The sequence below is a fragment of the Giesbergeria sinuosa genome (genome assembly GCF_042652905.1).
GTDB lineage: Bacteria > Pseudomonadota > Gammaproteobacteria > Burkholderiales > Burkholderiaceae_C > Simplicispira > Simplicispira sinuosa.
Genome location: NZ_JBHSHJ010000008.1, coordinates 106,280 through 128,830 on the forward strand (window position 1 = coordinate 106,280; position 22,551 = coordinate 128,830).

Sequence of the window (22,551 nt, forward strand, 5' to 3'; positions counted from 1 at the left end):
CGCTTATTCGGGCTGTGAAGGTGGTGGTGGGTTAGAAGCCCAGACTGGCCAACAGGTCATCCACCTCGGATTGATCGGTGACGACATCAGGGGTGTTTTCTGGATCGACCACTGGCCCTGCCAAATGCTCATGGGCAGGCTCCACGGGCATGGGCGGTGGTGCCACCCCAGGAGGGGCTGTGTCCAGCACCAATTGCACCAGTTGCTCCTCAATTGTGGCGGCCAAAGACACCACACGGGCGATGACTTGGCCGGTGAGGTCATGAAAGTCCTGTGCCATCATGATTTCGGTCAAATGCTCGTCCGAAGTACGGGCAATTTGCTCAACGTCGTTGAGGAAATTCATGATTTCACCCTTGGCCACCGCAGCCACTGGGTCTTTCACCAGCGAGGCTGTGACCCGCCGGGTTTCTTCGGCCAACAGATCATTTTGTGCCTTGGCCTGCTCTACGCGCCCCAGCACTTTCTCTGCGGCCTCACCCGTCAGCCGAGCGATGTACGACAGGCGGCTTTGGGCATCGGGCAATTCGCTCATGCTGCTGCGTAGCTTTTTGGCATAGCCCAGCTCATTGAGCGAGTCGTGTAACTGACGCGTCAGAACGCCAATCCGCTGGTGTACATCACTCACCGGAGTGCTGGTCGCAGGAGGGGTGTGGCTGGTGTCCATGGCGATGGCTTACAGCCCCTGCTTTTTGATGATCAGGTTAACCTTCTCTTCCAGCGTGGCCTTGGTAAAGGGCTTGACGATGTAGCCTGCCGCGCCAGCCTGAGCTGCCGCCACAATGTCTTCTTTGCGGGCTTCAGCCGTGACCATCAGCACCGGCAGGTGCTTGAGTTTTTCATCAGCCTTGACTTCTGCCAGCAGCTGAAAGCCGTTCATGTTGGGCATGTTGATGTCGGTGACGACAAAGTCAAACTTGCTTGAACGCAGCTTGTGCAGTGCCGCTACGCCATCTTCGGCTTCATCGGCATCAGAGAACCCACTTTCCTTGAGCAGGTTGCGGACGATGCGGCGCATCGTAGAGAAGTCGTCAACGATCAGGAAGCGAAGGTCAGACACGTGAGACCCTTTCGGTCGGGATTGCAGTATATGTTGTCATGGGAAGCATAATCGATAGCGCCAGTCTATGGCTTGGAGCTAGTAGCGGGGGGATTTTCCTGCTTTTCATTGGGCAATGGTGCTGCGGGGAGAATCAGGGCACTTTTACTGAGCAATCTTTCCTCCGCTTCGCGTGTCAAGACCGTGATGGTAATACGCCGATTGGCTGGTGCGCGCGGATCGTTCGGTTGCAGCAAATCACTGCTGGCCAGGCCCACCACACGGGCTAGTTTGTTGTCAGGCATGCCTGAGGCTACCAATTCTCGGCGAGAGGCGTTGGCCCGGTCAGCAGAGAGTTCCCAGTTGCTATAACCCCGTTGACCAGAACCATAGGGTACAGCATCGGTATGACCAGCCAAGCTGATGCGGCTTTCTACATCCGAAAGGGAGGAGCCAATGGCCTGGAGAATATCGCGCATATAGGGTTTGACCAACGCACTGCCGCTGTCGAACATGGGCCGGTTTTGGTCATCCACAATCTGAATTTGCAGGCCATCGGGCGTGACATCAATCCGGATTTGGGATTTGTATTCATTCAACCGAGCGTTTTGCGTGATGATGGCGTCGATTTTGGCACGCAACGACTTGATGCGCTGTGCGTCCTGTTGTGCCTGTTGGGCTTTGGCCAGTTCGGTTTTGTCTTGGGCGTCCGAGCGTTTGACTTGGCCGTGCACTTTGGTGAGGTCGTTGCCGCCCCCTGGCATCACCGTGGTGCTGTTGCCTGCACCATCACCACCACTGAGCGCCACCTTCAGTGGCGAGTTGAAATAGTCTGCAATACCCTGCAACTGGCCTTGTGCTGTGGAACCCAACAGCCACATCAGCAAGAAGAAGGCCATCATGGCCGTCATGAAGTCGGCGTAGGCAATCTTCCACGCGCCGCCATGGGCAGCATGGCCGCCCTTCTTGACGCGCTTGATGATGATGGGCTGAAGTTTCTTTTCGGTGGCCATGATGTGGCTTACTTCTTACGCACGTATTCTTCCAATTCCAGGAAGGTGGGGCGTTCTGTGGAGAACAACACTTTGCGCCCAAACTCGATAGCGGTTGCTGGGTTGTAGCCTTGCATACTGGCCAGCAAAGTGCATTTGATGCACAACAATTCCTTGGCTGCGTCTTCGGCTTTTTGCTCCATCAGACCACCCAAAGGCTCCACAAAGGCGTAGGCCAACAAAATACCGAGAAAGGTACCGACCAAGGCCGAGCCTACCATGCCACCCAGCACAGCCGGGGGTTGACCCACCGAGCCCATGGTATTCACCACCCCCAACACCGCAGCCACAATACCAAAGGCAGGCAGGCCGCCAGCCAAGCGGGCCATGGCCGCCACAGGGGCATGGGCTTCTTGGTGGTGGGTGTCAATTTCGTTGTCCATCAGGGCTTCTATCTCGTGGGCATTAAGGTTGCCAGAGACCATCATGCGCAGGTAGTCGGTGGTGAATTCAACCACATGGTGATCGGAGCCCACGTTGGGAAATTTCTTGAACAGTTCAGACTCGTGGGGGGCTTCTACATCGCCCTCAATGGCCATCAAGCCTTCTTTGCGCGCCTTTTGCAAAATCTCATACAGCATAGCCATCAGCTCTAGGTAGCGTGCTTTGGTGTATTTAGATCCTTTGAAGACACCAGCCAGCCCTTTCATGGTGGATTTGAGCACCTTGGGTTGGTTGTTGATGACGAAGGCTCCTAACGCTGCACCACCAATGGTGGCCATTTCGAAGGGCAAGGCCTTGAGCACTACGCCAATATTGCCGCCGTGCAAGATGAACACGCCGAAGACGCAGACCAGGCTGACAAGGTAACCAATAATGACGGGCATGCTGGATGAAAGGTGGCTGTGACAGGGGCGATCAGAACAAGCAGCAGCTCTTGCAATGCAGAGCCTGATGCTGACGGATGTTAATGTACCGGATGCGCTCTGGTTGTGATGCCTGTAGTTATGGCAAAAAGCAGGGCTAACTGGGGTCTATTAGCTTGTCCAAGCCTGATACCAGTCTTGTAGGTTTTGACCAGTGAGCCTCCAATTCTGTGCCACTTGGGCCTGTAGTGTCAGGCCATCACGGTGGCAGGCACTCAAATCAGACACCCGTTCCAAGATGGCATCACGCCAGTCTTTGTAGCGGTTTTTCACCCGGCTGACTGCTAAATCACAATGGTAAGGTGTTACGTCCGAGCACACTACAGGGACGCCACACCAGCCGTATTCCAGCAGCTTCAGGTTGGATTTGCACTCGTTGAAGGCATTGCTCTCTACCGGGGCAATGGCCAAGTCCCAATCTTGGGTCAGTGCCATGAGCTTGGCTGGATATTCGAGTGTGGGCACTCCGGGTACAAATTCTTTGATGTAAGGCCGGATGTTGTCGGGGCACATGCCCATAAAGACCCAATCTACCTGATCGGCCAAGTCTCTGATGACGGCTGCCACCATCTCCAAGTCGCCTTGGTGGCTGATGCCGCCTGCCCAGCCAATGCGTGGTTTTTGGCCTGGGCTGCGTGCTGGGCGTTGGGGGGGCGTGGCACCCCACATGGCTGGGGCCAAGCGGTTGGGTACCACGCGCACATCGTCGTTGTAACTCCCCAACTCATGCGCCAAGGCTTCGGTAGAGACTACCAAGCGGTCGCACAGGCCAATGGCCTTGAGCATCTTGCCGCGCAAATCCCGAGGTATCAGGTCGTAGTGGGCGCTTTTGACGGGCACTTTACTCAGATGGTCATCCACCTCGTAAATTTTGCGCACATTCTTCAAAGCAGTCAGGGCTTTGAGGTGGGCCAGCATAATTTCGGTGTTGGGGCGCTGAAACACCAGAATATCGGCCCCGCTGCGCAAGGCCAGGTTAGGACTAAAAATTTCTGGCGAAACACCGCCACGGCATAACCCCGCATCCAGCATGGCCTGCATGGGTTGGATGATGCGGTAGTGGCCGCAGCCCTGTACATCGGCATGAAAGGCTGCCACCTTGTGCTGTAGCGGCTGTGGAAAGTGATCAAAACGCAGCAGGCGGTTTGATTCCACCTCGTAGCCTGTACCAATCAGCGATAGGTTGGGGTTGTAGGCTGGGTCGTTGGCGATGATATGCGGCCAACGTTGGTACATGGCTGCTTGTTCACGCTGAAACCGTTGCGTTTTTTGTTCTGGGCTGATGGTTTCCAATTGGGCTTTTTGGCTGGCACCGCTCTCATGCAGCAAGGTGGCCAAGGGTGTCCAGACAATGCGCTGGCCCGTTTGACCAACACGCAAACAAAAATCCATGCTGCTGTACGACACACCAAAGGTGGCTTCGTCCATGCCGCCCACGGCTTCATAGACAGACTTGCGCACCAATAGACACGCACTCGCCACCGCAGAAAAATTTTGTGCCACTTGGGCCCGGAACATATAGCCGGGCTCGCTGTTATCTAACCCCAGCAGCGGGTGATCTGCGGGCCCACCCAAACCCATAATGATGCCTGCATGTTGCACGGTGGTGTCGGGGTAGAGCAGCCGCGCCCCCACCACGCCTACGCCATCACGCAAGCCGTGGCGTACCATCTGGCTGAGCCAATCTGCTTGCAGCACGGCGGTGTCGTTGTTGAGCAACAGCACGAACTCGCCCCGCGCTTGGGCCACCGCCAGATTGTTCAATCTGGACAGATTAAACGGGCCTGGTGCTGATAGCACCCGAATTTGATCACTGCCCAAAGCAGACAGGCCCGCCAGAAACTCTCGTGCCTCGGGGGTTTGGCTGTCGTTGTCTACCAGCAAAATCTCAAAAGCTGGGTAGTCGGTTTGCGACAGCAAAGAGTCGATACAGCGGTTGAGAAAAGGTAGCAAATCTTTGGTCGGAATGACGATGCTGACCAAGGGGGTGCGCTCTAACGGGTACAACACATGGAAAGTGCCCGGCCCCGGCCCTTCCAGCACCTCGGCTGCTGGGGCTTGCACCTGCAAATGTTGCACTAACACCTGTGCCAGACGTTGCCACATCTCCGATTGGGTGGTGAACAAGCTGTCTGCGGTAGAGGATAAATGCAGCAGCACCAGCGGCAGGTGCAGCACAGCCTTGCCGGGCAACACGCTGGCTTGCAGGGCGCAGTGGTAGGCGTCGGCCAAATCGGGCAGACCTTGCTCACCCAGTTGGGCTTGGCCCCAAGCATTTTTCAGCACCAAGGCGCGGCCCATGTAAGGCAGGCTACGCAACAAATCGACATTCAAGGCGGGTTTGAGGCGTGGTTGCTTTGGCTGGCCGTCTGGCCCCCATTCATCGTGGTCGCAATACAGCAGCACGGTATCGGCGCTGGCTTGGTCTACCAAGGTGCGCTCAAGCATAAAAAGGGCTTGTGGCTCCAGGGTATCGCCAGCGTGCAATAGCAGTGTCCACCCCTGCTCTGGCACTTGTTGCCACAGCGGCGTTTGGTGGTTGCAGATAGTGTCTACCTGATCTGCCGGGCGCGTCTGGGCGGCCAAACTGGCATGGGTGCGCTCTAACAAAGCCGCTTCGGTGGATGCAGCGCAGCACAGCAATACCCGCAGGTGCAAACGTTGCGCTGGCAGCACTGGCAAGCAATGGGCTGCGCTGGTGCGAAAGTCTTCCAGCCAACTGGCATAGGCACGGTGTTTTTCGTCAGTCCGTGCCTGGGCTACAGCCGGGGCCAGACGGTCTTTGAGTTTTTGTGTGATCTGGGACAGCTTAGAGCGGTTGTCACTGGCGCTGGCAGAAGTATGGTTCATAGCGTATGAGTGGTCCTCTCAAGTTCCGACGCGGTATTCGGTAGCACCAATGTCTACGGTGTGCATGTAGCCGATGACCTCGGATGGGATGGTTGGCCCAAAAATTTCGAGCAACACCTTTTGCAGCAAGTAGCTGCCCAGCCGCTCATTACAGAAAGCCAGTGCCCGCCGATGGTAGGCATCCAGTTTGACCGGGCGGTGGTGTTCCAGAAACTGTAAACACACCACTTCTAGTTGCTCTGCAATCGCCAAAAAGATGTTGATGGGCAATGTGCCCACTTCAATGCCACCAGGAATGATGGTGGGATGGTTAATGAGCTGAAAACATTCATCAGGGGTGATAACCCCATGCTCCACGGCAATGGCTAAATAGCGCAAAAAATCTGGGGCTTGGTGAACGTGAATATATTGTTGAAAAGTATTGCCAATGTTGCGTGGGTTGGCAATACAAAAACATTGTTCTGGCTCAGTAAACCAAGCAGCATAGTTCGGAACCTGCGTTGATTGATTGATAAAACGCATGGTTGGAAAGCTATCGGTGGTGCGTCCAAATGCCTGCCGTGAGATAAATTTTCGGTACTGTGTTAACGTGATTAAATCAAAATCGGAAAATTCTTGGGCTTGTGCATTCAAAAATCGCCTAATGGCAAAAGTGCCTGCGGCACCAGTTAAAAATGGATGCCAAGCCATGAGGTCAGGGTAAGCTTGATGTACATCCAGCACCTGATGCCCCATTTGTGGAGCCTGCCCTGCGGCCCCTAGCCACACAATGGTGGCACTGGGGTCCAGATCAATCGTGATCTGGGGTTGGTGGGTAATGCAAAAAAGGGAGTGCATAAAAATCTATCCGCAGGGCCAATTTTCAGGGTTGTGGTAAGCGCAGCAACCAAGCACCCGGCCAGTGGGTAATATTTTGGTTCAGCTCACTCTCGTTAAAAGGCCAATCTGGTTGTTCGATACGAAACTCTGGATGCTGCGCGGCAAAGTCGCGGGCGGCATAAGTAGGGTTGTCTGTGGCCCAATCAGGGGTGCCACGAGGAACATCAGCCAAATCGAACATGATGCCATCGGTAGCCACAATATAAGAGCCTGGCGTCACCAAATCGGCATAGGCTTGTAACTCAGCCAGCACATGGGCATAACTGTGGTTAGAGTCTAAAATGACCAGCACCTTTTCGTCGGGCTGCACCTGTGATTTTACTTGCGCCACGATGTCAGGGGCGGTAGAGCTGCCTTCGATCAAGGTAATGCGGTCGCTCAAGGGGTGGGCCTCAATGGCTTGTCGGTTGTGTGGGCGGATTTCAATGTCAATGCCAATCACACGCCCTCGCTCCATCGCTTTGCACAGACTCGAGTAAAAAATCAGTGAGCCGCCGTGGGCCACGCCCGTTTCAATGATGACGTCGGGTTGGATACGGAAAATAGCCTCCTGCATCCGCAGCATGTCTTCAGGTAGCTGAATGACAGGGCGGCCCATCCAACTAAAAGTGTATTGGTATTTTTGGTTCCAACCCACCCGCACCCATTGGCGAGACAGCACTTCAAAGGCAGCCTTGGAATACAGGGGAAAAATCTGTGGCTGGTCTGCGTCTTCGACCGTCAGGGTTTGTGCTTCGGTATCTAGGATAATTTTCAAGATTCGCTCCAGTCGATCAGTTCCAGTGGAATATGGGCTTGGGCCAGCAATTGCAGGTTTTCTTGCCGGTAATTGGGGTTCATCAAAATGGCCTGCTTTATTTGCCGCTGTGGTAGATCAGTGGGGGCAATAATCGGATGGCCGGTGCCCGGAAGGTAGTGGCCTTGCTTGCGCGGGTTAATGTCAACCACGCAGTCGATCAGCGTAGCCTCTGGATCGACCAAATTGGCGAGGGTAGCCCCCTTCGCACCCGCGCCCCAAAGGGCGATTTTGCCGTGTTGGCGCAGCGCCTGTAGCCGCTCGTGCCAGAGTTGGCGCAGTTTATCTTCCTCGTTGCTGTAGGCCAGTGCCAAGGCAATGGTATCGGTGAGCGGGTGGGGGGAGGTCTTTAGGGGGCCGACGGTAGGTTGGGCTTCTAACCACAGGTACTGACCGTTAAAGAGGTGATCTACCTGTTGCACTGCAAAGCCTGCCTGCTCAAAGGCGGTACGCAGCGATGAGGCACTGAACAGCGAGCAATGTTCGTAGAAAAAATCCCAAACCACCCGATGGCGCAAAATCCATTCGACACAGGGCGTTTCAAAGAATACTCTGGCCTGTGGGGTGTGCGTTAACGCCTGCCGTACTGAGTGCAACAAGGCTAACGGCTGGGGCACATGTTCAATCACATGGCGGCACACCACGGCATCTGCACGCACATCGGTGCATGTGTCGTCGTAATAACAGCGGCGAAACGTTAATCGCCCGTCCAATTCAGCATCTGGCCCGACATAACTGGGGTCAAAACCAAAACCCCGGTTATTGGCGCCGGGGTAGCTGACCAACTTGCGCAGAAACTGCCCCTTGCCACAACCGACTTCCACAATGGTGCAGTTTCGCAGCCCACGCTCTTCTACCAAGTGGCGTACCAAGTCATCCAAATAGGCATCAAAGTAAGGGGAGCAACTTTGGGTGTTGTCGTAATTTTGTCCGTAAGCCAGCAGAGAGAGATCAAAAGCCCGATTACAAACAAAACCGCAATGGGTGCAAACGGCCAATTCCAACACACCTTGGGCGATTGATCGGGCCGCTTGTAGGCTATCGATGACCAAATTTTGGTGTACCGGCACAGCACTACGGTGCACGAAGCTTTGCAGCGCGTTGGTTTGACAAACAGGGCAGGTGGTGATGAGAGATGGCATCAGCTGGTTTCTTGGGTCACTTGGTGCAAAGCTTGCACTAAGGTGAGTGCTGGACACCAACCTAGGGCTTGCAGGCGCTGGGATTCTCCCACTAGCAAAGGGGGGTCGTGGGGGCGATTCTGGCCGAGTGCCAGCAAGGGCTCGGGGTTCACATGCAGTATGTCTGCCAAATGGCGCACTAGCATCTCTAAGCGCAGCGGTTGACCCGAACTGACGTTGTAAGCCCCTGAAGCACGCGTTTGCAACAGGGTGACTAAACCAGCGGCCACGTCAGAGGCGTGCAGAAAGTCACGATAGGCATTGGTGTAGATGCCAAAGTTTGGACGTTGCCCGCGCAAAGCGGCCAGCAGCGAGGGGATCAGGCGCTGGGACGATTCACCCGTGCCAAAAGGCAAAAAGATGCGCCCCCAAGCACAGGGTATTTGGTATTGCTGACACACCGCTATCACCAAACGCCGCGCTGCGTCTTTGGCTATGCCATACAGAGTTGCCGGGTGCAGGGGCGTACTTTCTTCACGGCAGTAGCCGTGCGACCAGTCGTATTCAGCACAGGTGCCAGCCACTACCACCTGCTGGCCCCCGGCTTGGCAAAAGGCTTCTGTCAGGCGTGTGGTGGCCTCCACCCACCGCAGATTGAGTAGAGAATTCCAATATTGACCATGCTCGGCATACCACGCCAAATGCAGCAGGTGTGTGGCTTGTGCTTGCTGTACCAGTGCCGCAACATCTGGGTTGTCCAGCAAATCTACCGCTATCCAATGGCTTGTGTGGATACCACTAGGGGGCTGACGCCCCAGCAATACAGTTTCGACACCTTGTTGGTGCAGATGTTGCAGCACATAGCGCCCTAAAAATCCGCTGCTGCCTGTTAACAGCACCTTCATAGTGATCAGGCCTCATCCTGTGGTAACAGGGTGAAATGTGGTATAGCCACAGCCAATTGCCCTCCCCATGCGTGAACATAGGCCAGTTGTTGCCTGACTTCTGTTTGCAAGTTCCAAGGCAAAATCAACACCACATCAGGGCGGTCGGCGCATAGATGCTGTTCATCCACGATGGGAATACGGCTGTCGGGCAAAAACTGCCCTTGTTTGGCGGGGTTACGGTCTACCACATAAGGCAGTAAATCGGATCGTACCCCCGCAAAGTTGAGTAGCGTATTGCCTTTGGCAGCTGCACCATAGGCCACTACCTTACGGCCTTGGGCTTGTGCCTCAAGCAAAAAGGTGAGGAGTTCGCGTTTGATACGCAACGCCTGTGCTTGCAAGCCTTGGTAAAACAGGGCGTTAGACATACCCACAGCAGTTTCACGTTCCAGCAAATCGGACACGGTGGGGGCTATCGGATGCCCTGGGCCATCTGTGCGTTGTGCCAACACCCGCAGGCTGCCGCCATGGGTAGGTAGTTCTTCTACGTCAAATACCGTGAGGCCATTGGCCGCAAAAACGCGCTGCACTGATGTGAGCGACAGATAAGAAAAATGCTCGTGGTAGATGGTGTCAAATTGGTACTGTTGCACCAATTGAAGCAAGTGCGGAAACTCAAAACTGGCCACCCCGCTGGGTTTGAGCAAGGTAGCAAAACCGGTCACAAAATCATTGATATCGGGCACATGGGCCAGCACATTGTTGGCGACCATCAGATCGGCGGTGTGGCCTTGGGCCAGCAGTTTTTGCGCTAGTGCCGTGCCAAAGAACTCTTCTACGATGGGAATACCTCTGGCGCGAGCAACCGAGGCCGTGCTGGTGGTGGGTTCTACTCCCAAGCAGGGAATGCCGTATTGCGCCACGTATTGCAACAAGTAGCCATCGTTGGCTGCAATTTCGACGACTTTGCTCTGCTGGTCTAAACCCCAACGCCGCACCATCGTATCGACATAGGCTTGGGCATGGGCCAACCAAGTGCTGGAGTAAGAACTGAAATAGGCGTAGTTGGCCGAAAACAACTCTTCGGCTTGGGCGAAGTCTTCGGTTTGGGCCAGCCAGCATTGTTCGCACACTAGCACCCGCAGTGGATACCAACGCTCAGGCCCATGCAGGGCCAGCGCATCTAAATACGCATTAGAAGGGGGCGCCGTGCCCAAATCTATCAAGGGCAGAGTGACAGGGGCGGCACAGTGACGGCACTTCATAGGGAAGAATAACCTTATAGAGCAATGCCCTGAAACTCAGGGGGCAGCAGCGCATGGGTTGCATCGCGGGCCGATAGATGGATTATCGGTAGCGGCCAAGCAATCGCCAGCTGCGGCTCACGCACATGCACAGCCCCTTCGCAACCGGGAGTGTAAGGCGCTGAATGCAGGTACAAGAGTTCGGTGTTGTCTGCCAGTGTTTGAAATCCGTGGGCACAGCCGGGCGCAATCAGCAGTGCGGTATTGTTTTCTGCCGACAACTCTTGGGCATACCACTGCAAGAAAGTGGGGGAGCCTGCGCGCAAGTCCACCACCACATCCCAAACCGCACCCTGCAAACAGCTGACCAGTTTGGCCTCGGCAGCCGGTGGGCGTTGGTAGTGCAGGCCGCGCACTGTGCCACGGTGTACCGTGTGGGTGTGGTTGATTTGGGCAATAGGCCCATCCCAGCCTGCCGCCGCCAGATCGTGGGAGCAAAACAGGCGTGTCAGTGCACCGCGTGCATCGGCCAAGGGTTGGCGCTGTATTTTCATCACACCGGGCAATGGTGTGGTAGTGACCATAAAGCGGCTCATGGGTTAGTTTGCGGCATTTTCTGGATGGGTATCCGCCCAGCGTTGGAACATTGCAAAGTAGGCGGCCTCCACGTCACGGGCAAAACCCACCTCGTCCATCAAGGCACTGGCCTGCATTTCTTGGCGCAGACCTGCCCGCAGTGTGGCCAAAGCTGGTACGTTGCTGGCCAGGGCCACTAATTTCTCAAGGTACTCCTCTTTGGAATGGGCAATCCACTCGGGTCTTCCTAAGGCCGTCACAATCGATGCTCCCAATGTACCCATGCTGGGGGTACCCGATAAAGTAATGAAGGGCAACCCCATGTATAAAGACTCGAACAATGTCGTGCCAGAGTTTTGTGGAAAGCAGTCTAAAGTAATGTCTATGCGGCGCAATACATTCCAAGCAGGGGTTTGGTATCCGATGTCCAAACGTTCAGCAGAAATGCCCAGTTTTTCAAATCGCTCTAACCAAGATTGACGCACATCAGGGGCGCGAAAATTACCGCTATTGATGACTAATTTTGCATTTGGAATGCGTTGTAATAATTCTGCCCAAGTGGTAATTAATTCTTGATTTAGCCGTATGGCGCGACTTAAGGTGCCAAAAGTAATATAGCCTTTTTCCAAGGCAGGTAAGGTATTGACTTTGCCAGTGCTGGACAATGGCCTAAATACCAATCCTGTGCGTGGTAAACGCCACGGAGTTTCTGAAAATAAATTTTCAGAGCCAACAGGTACTGTTGCAGTGTCGGTAAGATAATAATCAATTGCCGTGAGGCCTGTGGTGTATCCAGAATCAAGCCAATGCAACGAAACGGGGGCAGGTTTTTGTGCAAATACAGTAAGGCGATTGCCTTTGGTGTGGCCACAAATGTCAACCAGTATGTCAATATTGTCAGCACGAATTCTGGCGACCAATTCGTCATCACTAAGATGCTTGGTTTCGCACCATGCACTAAAATGTTGGCGATATTTTTCTGTCACTGCATCGGTTAATTTATAAAATTCAGCATAGGCAAACAATTCCACTTTTTGTGGATCGTGATGGGCCAGTAAAGGCTCTAAGAAAAATTGGCTTGAATGGTTGCGAAAATTTGAAGCAACATAGCCAACACGCAAGCGCCGATTGCTATTGCGCTGGTTGATATGTGGCTGCCAATACTGGTGCAACGGCTCAGCAAAACGACGGTTAAATTCTTTGTAAGCAGAAAAACGTTCTTGAGCCTCTAATTGCGGAGCACAGTTAATAGTGAAAAGGTAGGTCTCAAAAATATCTATGTTTTTTGGTGCTAAATCGATGGCCTTGCGTAACTCAGTCAATGCACATTCAATACGGCCTTGTTGCTGATAAACAATACCTAAAACATTGTGTGCCTCTGGGTTGTTGGGCTGTAGAACGGTTAGTTCATGAAGGTATTTTTCTGCCTCGGCTAATCGATTCAAGTCGATCAACAGCGATCCATAATTGAATAACAATTTTGGATCATGTTTGTTTATTTTCAGGGCTTGAGTGTAAGCGTGTGTGGCAGCAGTTAAACGTCCTTGTTGCCGCAACATTTGGCCTAAATATACCCAAAGATTGATGGCTTGCGGTGCCCAATGCAGTGCTTGGCGCAAAAGCACTTCTGCTTGTACCAATTCACCGCGCTGCCCTCGTATCAAAGCATAGTTGCTCAGGGCATCTGTATCTTGTGGTTCATTTTGTAGAATCTGTTGTAAATAGGGTTCTACTTCCTTGGATTGACCTAATTGTATTCTGGCTGCAACCAATGCCCGCAAAGCCTTATTGCTGTGCGGAAACTGCTGGGCCATTTTTTCGCCCAAAGCCAACACCTCTGTAAATTTTTTTTGCTCATACAGTAGGCCCAATTGTGCTTGCAGTGGTGCTGGTGGCTCTGAATGGCGGGGGCTTGTTAAAGGCCGGAGATCAACCTCTTCAGCCACCAAACGTTGCACCAGTTGGCCGACCATGTCACCGGCCATACCAGCACGGCGGGCATCTTCTAGGATGTCGCTGGCTAAACTATGCTCTTTAGCCAAAATTAATGCATCAACTAAGCTAAACCAGTATTGTGTGTTGTCTGATTGGGCTTGTAGTGCTGCCTGAAAAAAACCAAGCGCCCCAAGGTAGTCTCCTTTTTCTACCGCAATAGCACCTAAATTGTGGTTGGCATCAGGGTGTTGTGGTTCCAGGCGTAGTACAGCTTCGTACAACTGAGTGGCCTGGTCCCATTCTTGGGCACGGTGGCAGTGCAGCGCCAAATCCATAGTCCGTTGTAGCAGCACTGTCATGGCCTTGGGGGATGTCGTCAAATCAGAAGAACATGGCATAAGAGGAAACACACAACAGAAAAGAAAACAGCGGCCTATAAGGCTTCACACTGCACGCCAAGCGATGGGGTTTATTCCAGAATTTGGGCCAGTGGCTGCTAATGACCTGTGACACACAGGCGCCGCTGACTTGGATGTTTGGCTGTCTTGATAAATTCGAGGCCCAACAAAAAAGCCAGCACACCTGGTGGGCGGCTGGCTGGCATAAGCACAAAGGCTTGTTTTTATTTGAGCAGCGACAGCACGCCCTGTGGAATCTGGTTGGCTTGGGCCACCATCGCGGTGCCGGCCTGTTGCAGAATTTGTACCCGCGACAGGTTGGCCGTTTCTACCGCAAAGTCAGCATCCATGATGCGCGAACGCGAGGCCGACAGATTTTCGGACGTGATGTTCAAGTTGTTGATAGCGGTTTCGAAGCGGGCTTGCATGGCCCCCAACTTGGCGCGTTCGCTGCTGACAAAGGCCAAGGCCGAGTCTACGGTTTTGAGCGCGTTGGTGGCGCTTTCAAACGAAGTGACATCCAGATCGGAGACTTTTTGCAGTTCAGAGGCACCAGCCGACAGAGCACCACTCGTGTCTGCCATGACGGTGAACGACTGGTTGGAGTCTAGTGTAATAAAGCCGCTGCTAGTGACCACTTGGCCAGTGCCGGTGTTGTCAATTTGTGTACCGCTGGCTGCATTGAACGGCAGTGTGGCGGCGCCACCAGTGGTGTACGCTAGACCATCGGCAGCCAGTTTGTAAACATCAATCGTTTCGGCATTGTTAATGCCGGTCACGCTGCCCACCGAAATATCGTTGCCACTCGCGTTGGTCAAAATCAGTTGTTTGCCATCGGAGGAAAGACTGGCGGTGATACCCGTCTTGGCAGTTTGTTCATTGACAGCAGCCACTGCAGGGGCCAAACGGTCGGAGCCCGTGCTGGCTTCGAGGCTGAAGGCAATAGTCAGCGTGTCGGGGGCATTGTCGGACTTCAGCGTCAGCGAGAACGAACCGCTGGCGGGTGGTGTGACACCTGTGGGGTCACCAAACACCAGCGCCACTTGTGTGCGGGCGGTGGCCGTGATGCCTGTTTTGTCTGAAATGCCATTCACTTTGTTGGCAATGCTGGCGGCAGTTTCAGGTGTGGTGATGGTGATGGAGCCACTGGTGGGCGAACCGCTCAGATCCAATTGTCCGTTGGCGATGCCGTTAGGCTGGGGGTCGGCCAGTGCGGCTGGGGCTTGGGCCTGAGTACCGAAACCACTGGTGGCTGCATTTTGGTTGTTGCCATAGGTGGCTGCACGCATATTGGCCGTGTTAGCCACAATGGTTTGGTTGGCATTGGCACCCACTTGGAATTGGGCGGTGCCAAAAGTGCCATCGAGCAACTTTTTGCCGTTGAATTCGGTCGTCAGGGAGATGCGATCCAACTCGGCTACCAGCTGGCTCACTTCTTGTTGCAGGGCTTTGCGGTCGCTGGCACTGTTGGTGGCATTGGCCGACTGCACTGCCAGTTCACGTACCCGTTGCAAAATATCGCCAGAGGCCTTGAGTGCGCCTTCAGCCACTTGGGCCAAAGAGATGCCATCGTTGGCATTGCGTGCAGCTTGGTTGGTGCCACGGATTTGGCTGGTGAAGCGTTCGGAGATGGCTAAGCCAGCAGCATCGTCTTTAGCAGTGTTGATCCGCAGGCCGGACGACAACCGGTTGATCGGCGTGTTCAGCGACGCTTGGCTGGTGCCCAGATTGCGCTGCGCGGTCAGGGAAGCGACGTTGGTGTTGATAGTGGATGCCATCGCATAACTCCTACAGAGGTGTAAACAAATACATCTGCCGGTTCAAGGGAATCTGCCCGGCGGACTTGGGTGGAACGATGGAAGTGATTGTGGAGACCGCTGCGTTAGGCGTTCGCTTGATAAGCGCTAGAAAAAACCGCCAATCCAACAATTTGCCCTTAAGTTTTCTGCGCACTGCCCGAAAATAGGTCTGCTAGGACACTGTGGCGCTAGGCTGCAGCCCGTGAGTTCACCTTCAGCCACTTTGGAAAACAGGTGAAACACAGGTCGAGCGGGTGCATACTGTGGTTTCCTTGTTGGCGGCAACGCCATCTTTGAGTCGTTTCTTTTTTAGGAGCTTTGTCATGGCATCCACCATCAATACCAATGTTGCTTCCCTGACTGCGCAGCGCAACCTGAGCGCCAGCCAGTCCTCCCTGAATACCGCCATTGGCCGTTTGTCTTCTGGTCTGTGGATCAACAGCGCCAAGGATGATGCCGCTGGTTTGGCCATTTCCGAGCGTTTCAGCAGCCAAATCCGTGGTACCAACCAAGCCATCCGCAACGCGGGCGATGGCATCTCTATGGCGCAAACCGCTGAAGGCGCGCTCAAGTCTTCGGGCGACATCTTGCAACGTGTGCGTGAGTTGGCTGTGCAATCGGCCAATGCCAGCAACAGTGCCAGCGACCGCAAAGCCCTGCAAGAAGAAGTGAACCAACTGGTGGGTGAGCTCGATCGCATCTCGCAAACCACCGAATTTAACGGCAAGAAGTTGCTGGATGGTTCGTTTGGTTCGCAACAGTTCCAAGTGGGTGCCAATGCCAACCAAACCATCACGGCCAGTACCTCTAATATGCGTACTGCCAGCTACGGTAACAACCAGATGGTTGCCAGCGGCTTGGGCGCCACCGCTGCCGGTTCCGGTTTGACAGACAACGGCATCGCTGGTGGTAGCGGCGAAATTTATGCGTCTGCTGGCAGTGCCGAGATTGTGATCGGTGCCAACGCTACCGCTAAAGACGTAGCCAACCTGGTCAATGCCCAAAGCGATAAAACCGGTGTGACGGCCACGGCCATGACCAAGGCCGAAATCAGTTTCGATACCTCGGGTAGTTATACCGTGCAGTTGCAGTCGGACAACGCTACTGCTGTGTCGGTCAATTTTGATGTCAATAACATTGGCACGGCTGAAGGTTTGGCAGCAGCAGTCACAGCTATCAACGATGTGGCCTCTAAAACTGGCGTCACTGCAGCAGTCAACAAGGCTGGCACTGCGATTGAGCTGACCAACGCCTCGGGCAACGATATTGGTATGGACTTTGTGGCCGCTGATGCTACAGGTGTCATGTCGGTGGCTAAGATCGATCAAACCGGTACTGCTGAAGCAGCAGTGGCCTTGACTTCGGGTACCGGCGGCCGTGTTGGTGGCGTGGTAACCATGGACTCTAGCAAGGGCTTTAGCGTGCTGGGCGGTGTTGATGCCTTGACCGGCTCGGTGGACACCGATGGCACTACCACCCCCGGTGCCGAAGCCTCTACCAGTGCTTCTACCCTGAACACCGTGGCTGACCTGGACATCACCAGCTTCGACGGTGCCACCAAGGCACTCAAGACTGTTGATTCGGCCATTGCCTTTATCAGCAGCGAACGCGCCAAGCTGGGTGCTGTGCAATCGCGCTTCGAAACAGCCATTGGTAACTTGAGCACTGCCTCTGAAAACATGTCGGCTTCGCAATCGCGCATCTTGGATGCCGACTTTGCGGTAGAAACAGCCAATCTGTCGCGCGCTCAAATCTTGCAACAAGCTGGTACCGCTATGGTGGCCCAGGCCAACCAGCTGCCGCAAGGCGTGCTGTCGCTTTTGCGATAAGCCGCAGGGGCTGGAGGGGGCTTTCTCGATTGCTGCCAATCTAGGCTCCTCTTCTTTCTCCTCTGATATCTACCGAGAAGCTTTACAACCAGCGGCTCGGCAGACAAAAGAAGAGGACGAAGAGGAAAAAAAAGCCAAAGAAAAAAAGCAGTCAGAGGAAGAAAAAACCCGCTCCGAGAAGGCAAAGGAACAACAAGCGCCACCCCAGCCTGCCGATGCCCTCTCTCCCCACGCCAAAACCCGCAATATTGCGGGTTTTTCGTTGGGATCGGAATCCCCTCCAGAGGCAGGCACCATCGACGCCAGCCAAGTGCAGCAGACAGCCCAGCTGTCGCGCACGCAAATGGTGCGAGGTTCTGGCGCGGCCTTGGTAGCCCAAGGGCGTCGTCTGTCTCCTCAAGTATTGGTTTTGTTGTATTGATCGATGCCTTTGCAAGCATGTTTTTCAGCGGTGGCCGTGATGCCACCGCTTTTTTACGGCACTTTGGGCCGCTAGCGGAGTCAATAGCTTGCGAATTGGCGGGTTTAGGCGTACGTTTACCACGGTTCACGGCGCTGGCGCAGCGCCATAATTTCCCTTGAAATTTTCAGGAGTTTGATATGGCATCCATTTCATCAATCGGTGTAGGCAGCGGACTGGACGTCAAGTCCATCGTTTCACAGTTGGTGGAACTGGAAAAGAAGCCGTTGCAAAAGTTGGAGATTCAGGCTGCTACGGTCAATGCCAAGATTTCGGCGTTTGGCGAAGTGAAGTCGCTGGTGTCTACCCTGTCGGATGCAGCCAGCAAGCTCACCAGCGTGACGGGCTGGAATGGTGTCACCACCAGCTCATCAGATAGCACCTACGTCAGCGCCACCGCAGTGGGTGGAACTTTGCCGACTGCCTTCAATGTAGATGTGATTGGTTTGGCCAAGGCCCAGTCCACTGCCTCCAATGCCATCAGTGGCATTGTGGGGACAGGTACCTTAAAAATTGAGCTAGGAAAGTGGGATACCGTAGGCACGGGCACTTTCACACCCAAAACTCCGGCATCTTCAGTAGATATTGCCGTCTCGGCTACCGACACTGTGGCGGACATCGCCAGCAAGATTAATGGTGCCAATGCCGGTGTGACGGCTACTATCTTGACAGATGCAAGTGGTCAACGTTTGCTGCTACGTGGCAAAAATACTGGCGAAGAAGCTGGTTTTAACCTCACCACCTCGGCAGTCAGTGGTTTGGAACGCTTGGCGACCACGGCCATCGACACTACCCTAGGTGCATCAGAGACGGCTTCTAATGCTACGGCCAAAGTCAATGGCCTCACAGTCACTTCCAGCAGCAATACTTTTGCCAATACCGTGGCTGGCGTGACCTTCAAGGCTGAAAAAGTCACGGATGTGGGCAAGCCCATTCAGATCAGTGTGGCTAAAGACAACAGCGCGGTGCAGGCCAACATCACAGCATTTGTGGAGGCTTACAACGCCGTCAACTCTTACCTGTCAGAAGCCACCAAGTACGACGCGGGCACCAAGCAGGCTGGTTTGTTCCAAGGCGACTCCACCGCAGTGGGCTTGCAAAACTCGTTGCGTGCGGCCATGCAGTCGGTCGCCAAAGGCTCTAACGTTTACAAAACCCTGAGCGATATTGGCGTGGGCGTGATTCGTGGGGGCAACCTAGAAGTGAATTCAACCAAGTTGTCCAAAGCTCTGGAAAACGTGGATGAAGTGAAAAAAATGTTCCGAGGCTCAGATGCGGTCGCTAGTGGGCTTGCTGCCAGCGTCAAGTCTTTGGCTACAGACATGCTAAGTACGGATGGTTTTTTCAAAACCAAAGACGCCTCACTGAAACTGTCGCTCAAACGCAATACCGCAGACCAAACCCAAGTCAAAGAGAAGGCGAGCACCTTAGAGACTCGCCTCAATGCGCGTTACAGCGCCTTGGACTCGAAGATGGCTACGCTCAATGCCCTGAATTCTTACGTTAGCCAGCAAGTCACCACTTGGAACAAAGCGAACTCTTCTTAGGAGGCTGCGGTTTTAGTTTTTGGCTGAATAGCCGATATTCCCCATTATTCTCCTGTAAGGATTGACAGCATGTTTAGCCCCAACCGCAACCGTGCCGCCTCTGCCTACCAACGCATCAATGTAGAAACCAGTATGCACACGATGGATCAGCACCAGCTGGTTCATTTGCTGTACCAAGGCGTACTGGATGCCGTAACGGCAGCACGGGGTGCTTTGGCGCGCAACGATGTGGCACTCAAGTGCAACAGTATTGCCAAAGCGGTTCGCATCATTGAAGAGGGGCTGGCCACGGCTCTAGACCGTGAAAACGGTGGTGAGATTGCCCAGAATCTGGGGGATTTGTACGACTATTGTTTAGCTCGCCTGGTTCAGGCCAATTTGCACAATGATGATGCCATCCTTGAAGAGGTGGCTCGCATTATTGGGCCGATTGCCCAGGGCTGGAGTGAAATGAAAAACCCCGGTGCGGCTACCCCCGCGCCGGACAGCAGCCAGGCAGGACATGCTGTGACAACAGAGGGTTGAGCCATGCCAGAAATGTTGATCGATTACTACAAGGCCATTGAGGCCAGCAGCGTCAAGATGCTGGAAGCTGCCAAGCACAAAGACTGGGATGGCGTTGTGCGTTATGAAACGGCTTGTGCCGTTTTGATTGAGCAGTTGCGCGCCAAAGCCAACGAGATGGAATTACTGCCAGAACATCGGCGCGAAAAAGTGCGCATCATGCAGCGCATTTTGCGTAATGATGCACAGATTCGTTGTCTGGCAGAGCCTTGGTTGGCACAGTTTGAACACATGTTTGAAGGGCAACCTCAACTGATCCATTGAGTCTTGCTGCTTGCGGCCAGCCTGTGTGCTGGTCGCAGGTGTAGGGCAGTGGTTCAGTGGGTTGCTGCATCGCATACTTTATCCCTGACGGTACGGCTTGACGTGTATTTGTCAGCCGATGGGTCAGCAAAAAGCCCGCTCTGTTAAGTCAGAGCGGGCTTTTTGCTGTGGTGCAAACCGGGGTGGGACTTTGTGTGGTGTCAATTCAATCGATACAGCACCTCCTCAGAAGATGCTGTGGGCCGGTGGAGCGCAACACCACTCACACCTGCATGTTCATGATGTCGGTATAGGCTTGCACCATCCGGTTGCGCACGTGCAGAGAGGCTTGGAATGCAATTTGTGCTTTTTGCATTGCCACCATGGTCTCTTCTAGACTCACGTTGGGGTTTTCCAATTGCACTTCGCGTTGCAAGTTGGTCGAGTGGTTCTGTGCGGAACTGACCGATTGCAAAGCATTTTTGAAGGCGGTGTAGAACCCCTCGTCCTCAACGTTATCCCGCTGTGCCGTCGCAGCGGCACGGCGCAACGGCCCAGCACTGGAAGAGGGGGAGGAAGGTGAGACGGTACGGATGTCCATGATGGTCTTGCTCTGAAAGGTGGCGATGGCAGTAATCGTAGGCGCAAGACCTGTAACCATCGGTGCGAATAGAGTGCCAAAGGGGCGGCTTATCTGCCGAGTGGTCAGGGGATGAATTCCCATAATCGGATGCACGCAAAGTCCGTGTATCCGGGCGCTGTTCTACTGGAATAAAAAAATGTCTGCCATTGCTGAACTACCTGCCAATGCCAATCCGTCTGCCAGGCCCGTCTGGCTGCAGCGTCTGTCTGCCCTCGATAGCGGGCAGCGATTGCGTCTTGGGGCCGGTGTGGCCCTGCTGGTGGCGGCGGTGGTGGTGGCCCTGCTGCTCAATCGCCAGCCTGACTACAAAGTGCTGTTCTCCAACCTGAGCGACAAAGACGGCGGTGCTATCGTGGCGCAGTTGTCGCAAATGAATGTGCCTTATAAGTACACGGAAGGCGGGGGCGCGATTCTGGTGCCTACCGATCGGGTACACGATGTTCGTTTGCGTCTGGCTTCGCAGGGGCTGCCCAAAGGCTCGGTATCGGGTTTTGAGCTGACGGAGTCCAATCGTTTTGGCACAACACAGTTCCAAGAGCGTTTGAATTTTCAGCGGGGCTTGGAAGGGGAGCTGACGCGCTCTATCCAGGCACTCTCTTCGGTGCAAACGGCGCGTGTGCATTTGGCGCTGCCCAACCAAAACGGTTTTTTCCGCGAGCAGCAAAAGCCTTCAGCATCGGTGCTGGTGAGCTTGTACCCTGGCCGTATTTTGGACAAGGCGCAGTTGGCAGGGATTGTTCACCTGGTGGCTTCCAGTGTGCCAGAGTTGGCACCATCGGCTGTGAGCGTACTGGACGATACGGGCAAGTTGTTGTCTAAGTCCCCAGATGGGGCCGATGACAAAGGCTTTGATGCCCAACAACTGATGTATGTGCAGCAGTTGGAGCAGATGTATACCAAGCGTGTCATGGATATTTTGGAACCAGTGGTCGGGCGCAACAACATCAAGGCGCAAGTGACAGCAGAAGTGGATTTCAGCCGTACCGAATCCACTTCAGAGCAACATCGCCCCAACCAAAATACCGAAGCCGGTGCGATTCGCAGCCAGCAGGTGTTGGAGAGCACCACCAACCAAGCCGATCCAGCACCGCCCACGGGTATTCCTGGCTCGGCTACCAACCAGCCCCAGCCACCCCAGCCTGCTGCGGCTCCCATCAATGGCCCCAATCCGGCACCCACGGCGGCGGGAGCTTCCAAAGCCATTAATAACAGCAAGCGCGAGTCGATCACCAATTATGAAGTCGACAAAACCATCCGTGTGACCCGTGGCAACAGTGGTCAGGTTAAACGCCTGACGGCCGCTGTGGTGGTCAACTACCACAATGCGGTAGATGAAAAAGGCAACCCCATCACCAAGGGGATGACACCTGAACAGTTGGCCCAGATGACCGCCTTGGTGCGCGAGTCTATTGGCTTCAATGCGGAACGGGGCGATTCCGTCAACCTGATGAATACGCCTTTCCAAGGTGACACCACCAAGACCGAAGCCGTTCCGCTGTGGAAGCAGCCAGAAACATTGGAATTGGCCCGCAGTTTTGCGTGGCCCGTGGGTATTGCCCTGTTTGCCGGTCTGGTTTTGTTGGGCTTGGTGCGTCCCGCCATCAAGGCTTTGGCACCACCCTCGCCTGCAGAGGCTGCGCAGTTGGATGCGCTCGAGGCCGACGTGCTGGATCGCCCTGCCTTGGCTGCCCCCAAACCGGGTGAGCCCGCACCTGAGCAGTTGCGTTTAGAAGAAGCCCGTGCGTTGGCCCGACAGAATCCGATTGCTGTTGCTAACATTGTGAAAGCCTGGGTCAATGGCGAGTGATGCCAGACCCGCTTCA

At 54.4% G+C, this 22,551-nt stretch carries 20 protein-coding genes; 6 read left to right on the top strand and 14 right to left on the bottom strand.

Translation table 11 applies throughout. From position 1 onward, the window contains the following. Positions 1-31: 31 nt before the first annotated feature. The 13 genes from ACFO6X_RS11110 to ACFO6X_RS11170 all read right to left on the bottom strand — a co-directional run bounded on the left by ACFO6X_RS11110 (position 32) and on the right by ACFO6X_RS11170 (position 15,421). The gene (locus ACFO6X_RS11110; protein ID WP_382432995.1) at positions 32-667 is read right to left on the bottom strand and encodes a protein phosphatase CheZ; all 636 of its coding nucleotides are present in this window, start codon (positions 665-667) and stop codon (positions 32-34) included. Positions 668-676: 9 nt separating this feature from the next. Then, on the bottom strand, positions 677-1,060 hold the full coding sequence (gene cheY, locus ACFO6X_RS11115; RefSeq protein WP_281242833.1) for a chemotaxis response regulator CheY: 384 nt from the start codon (positions 1,058-1,060) through the stop codon (positions 677-679). A gap of 65 nt (positions 1,061-1,125) precedes the next feature. Further along, positions 1,126-2,052, bottom strand: coding sequence for a flagellar motor protein MotB (motB, locus tag ACFO6X_RS11120; protein ID WP_382432997.1), 927 nt, complete (start codon positions 2,050-2,052; stop codon positions 1,126-1,128). Positions 2,053-2,060: 8 nt separating this feature from the next. After that, complete coding sequence (gene motA, locus ACFO6X_RS11125; protein ID WP_382432999.1) at positions 2,061-2,918, bottom strand: flagellar motor stator protein MotA; 858 nt, start codon at positions 2,916-2,918, stop codon at positions 2,061-2,063. A gap of 150 nt (positions 2,919-3,068) precedes the next feature. Further along, positions 3,069-5,807 (bottom strand): glycosyltransferase, encoded by a 2,739-nt coding sequence (locus tag ACFO6X_RS11130; RefSeq protein WP_382433001.1) that lies wholly within the window; start codon positions 5,805-5,807, stop codon positions 3,069-3,071. A gap of 18 nt (positions 5,808-5,825) precedes the next feature. Further along, the gene (locus ACFO6X_RS11135; RefSeq protein WP_382433003.1) at positions 5,826-6,644 is read right to left on the bottom strand and encodes a hypothetical protein; all 819 of its coding nucleotides are present in this window, start codon (positions 6,642-6,644) and stop codon (positions 5,826-5,828) included. A 25-nt stretch (positions 6,645-6,669) separates the two neighbouring features. Further along, complete coding sequence (locus ACFO6X_RS11140) at positions 6,670-7,443, bottom strand: cephalosporin hydroxylase family protein (protein ID WP_382433005.1); 774 nt, start codon at positions 7,441-7,443, stop codon at positions 6,670-6,672. Continuing rightward, positions 7,440-8,624: a class I SAM-dependent methyltransferase gene (locus ACFO6X_RS11145; protein WP_382433007.1), complete on the bottom strand. Its 1,185-nt coding sequence runs from the start codon at positions 8,622-8,624 to the stop codon at positions 7,440-7,442. The genes ACFO6X_RS11140 and ACFO6X_RS11145 overlap by 4 nt, the downstream gene beginning before the upstream one ends. Then, on the bottom strand, positions 8,624-9,508 hold the full coding sequence (locus ACFO6X_RS11150; RefSeq protein ID WP_382433009.1) for an NAD-dependent epimerase/dehydratase family protein: 885 nt from the start codon (positions 9,506-9,508) through the stop codon (positions 8,624-8,626). Before ACFO6X_RS11150 ends, ACFO6X_RS11145 begins: the two co-directional genes overlap by 1 nt. A 5-nt stretch (positions 9,509-9,513) precedes the next feature. After that, a complete protein-coding gene (locus tag ACFO6X_RS11155) occupies positions 9,514-10,755 on the bottom strand; it encodes a methyltransferase domain-containing protein (protein ID WP_382433011.1) in 1,242 nt (413 codons plus the stop codon). Between the two features lie 14 nt (positions 10,756-10,769). Further along, complete coding sequence (locus ACFO6X_RS11160; protein ID WP_382433013.1) at positions 10,770-11,330, bottom strand: dTDP-4-dehydrorhamnose 3,5-epimerase family protein; 561 nt, start codon at positions 11,328-11,330, stop codon at positions 10,770-10,772. 3 nt (positions 11,331-11,333) lie between these two features. Continuing rightward, positions 11,334-13,604 (bottom strand): tetratricopeptide repeat protein, encoded by a 2,271-nt coding sequence (locus ACFO6X_RS11165; RefSeq protein ID WP_382433015.1) that lies wholly within the window; start codon positions 13,602-13,604, stop codon positions 11,334-11,336. 263 nt (positions 13,605-13,867) lie between these two features. Further along, entirely contained in the window at positions 13,868-15,421 is a 1,554-nt protein-coding gene (locus ACFO6X_RS11170) for a flagellin N-terminal helical domain-containing protein (protein ID WP_382433017.1), read from the bottom strand. 344 nt (positions 15,422-15,765) lie between these two features. Here ACFO6X_RS11170 and ACFO6X_RS11175 point away from each other — a divergent pair, with 344 nt between their 5' ends. From ACFO6X_RS11175 to ACFO6X_RS11195, 5 genes are all read left to right on the top strand, one after another. Continuing rightward, positions 15,766-17,271: a flagellin N-terminal helical domain-containing protein gene (locus ACFO6X_RS11175; protein ID WP_382433019.1), complete on the top strand. Its 1,506-nt coding sequence runs from the start codon at positions 15,766-15,768 to the stop codon at positions 17,269-17,271. A 262-nt stretch (positions 17,272-17,533) separates the two neighbouring features. Continuing rightward, entirely contained in the window at positions 17,534-17,692 is a 159-nt protein-coding gene (locus tag ACFO6X_RS11180; RefSeq protein ID WP_382433021.1) for a hypothetical protein, read from the top strand. Positions 17,693-17,871: 179 nt separating this feature from the next. Beyond that, a complete protein-coding gene (gene fliD, locus ACFO6X_RS11185; RefSeq protein WP_382433023.1) occupies positions 17,872-19,278 on the top strand; it encodes a flagellar filament capping protein FliD in 1,407 nt (468 codons plus the stop codon). 69 nt (positions 19,279-19,347) lie between these two features. Next, on the top strand, positions 19,348-19,803 hold the full coding sequence (gene fliS, locus ACFO6X_RS11190; protein WP_382433025.1) for a flagellar export chaperone FliS: 456 nt from the start codon (positions 19,348-19,350) through the stop codon (positions 19,801-19,803). Positions 19,804-19,806: 3 nt separating this feature from the next. Further along, positions 19,807-20,106, top strand: coding sequence for a flagellar protein FliT (locus tag ACFO6X_RS11195; RefSeq protein ID WP_382433027.1), 300 nt, complete (start codon positions 19,807-19,809; stop codon positions 20,104-20,106). Positions 20,107-20,368: 262 nt separating this feature from the next. Here ACFO6X_RS11195 and fliE read toward each other — a convergent pair whose 3' ends face one another. After that, entirely contained in the window at positions 20,369-20,686 is a 318-nt protein-coding gene (gene fliE / locus ACFO6X_RS11200; protein WP_382433077.1) for a flagellar hook-basal body complex protein FliE, read from the bottom strand. Between the two features lie 178 nt (positions 20,687-20,864). Between fliE and fliF the strand changes: the two genes are divergently transcribed. Next, complete coding sequence (gene fliF / locus ACFO6X_RS11205) at positions 20,865-22,535, top strand: flagellar basal-body MS-ring/collar protein FliF (protein WP_382433029.1); 1,671 nt, start codon at positions 20,865-20,867, stop codon at positions 22,533-22,535. The last annotated feature ends 16 nt before the right edge of the window (positions 22,536-22,551 follow it).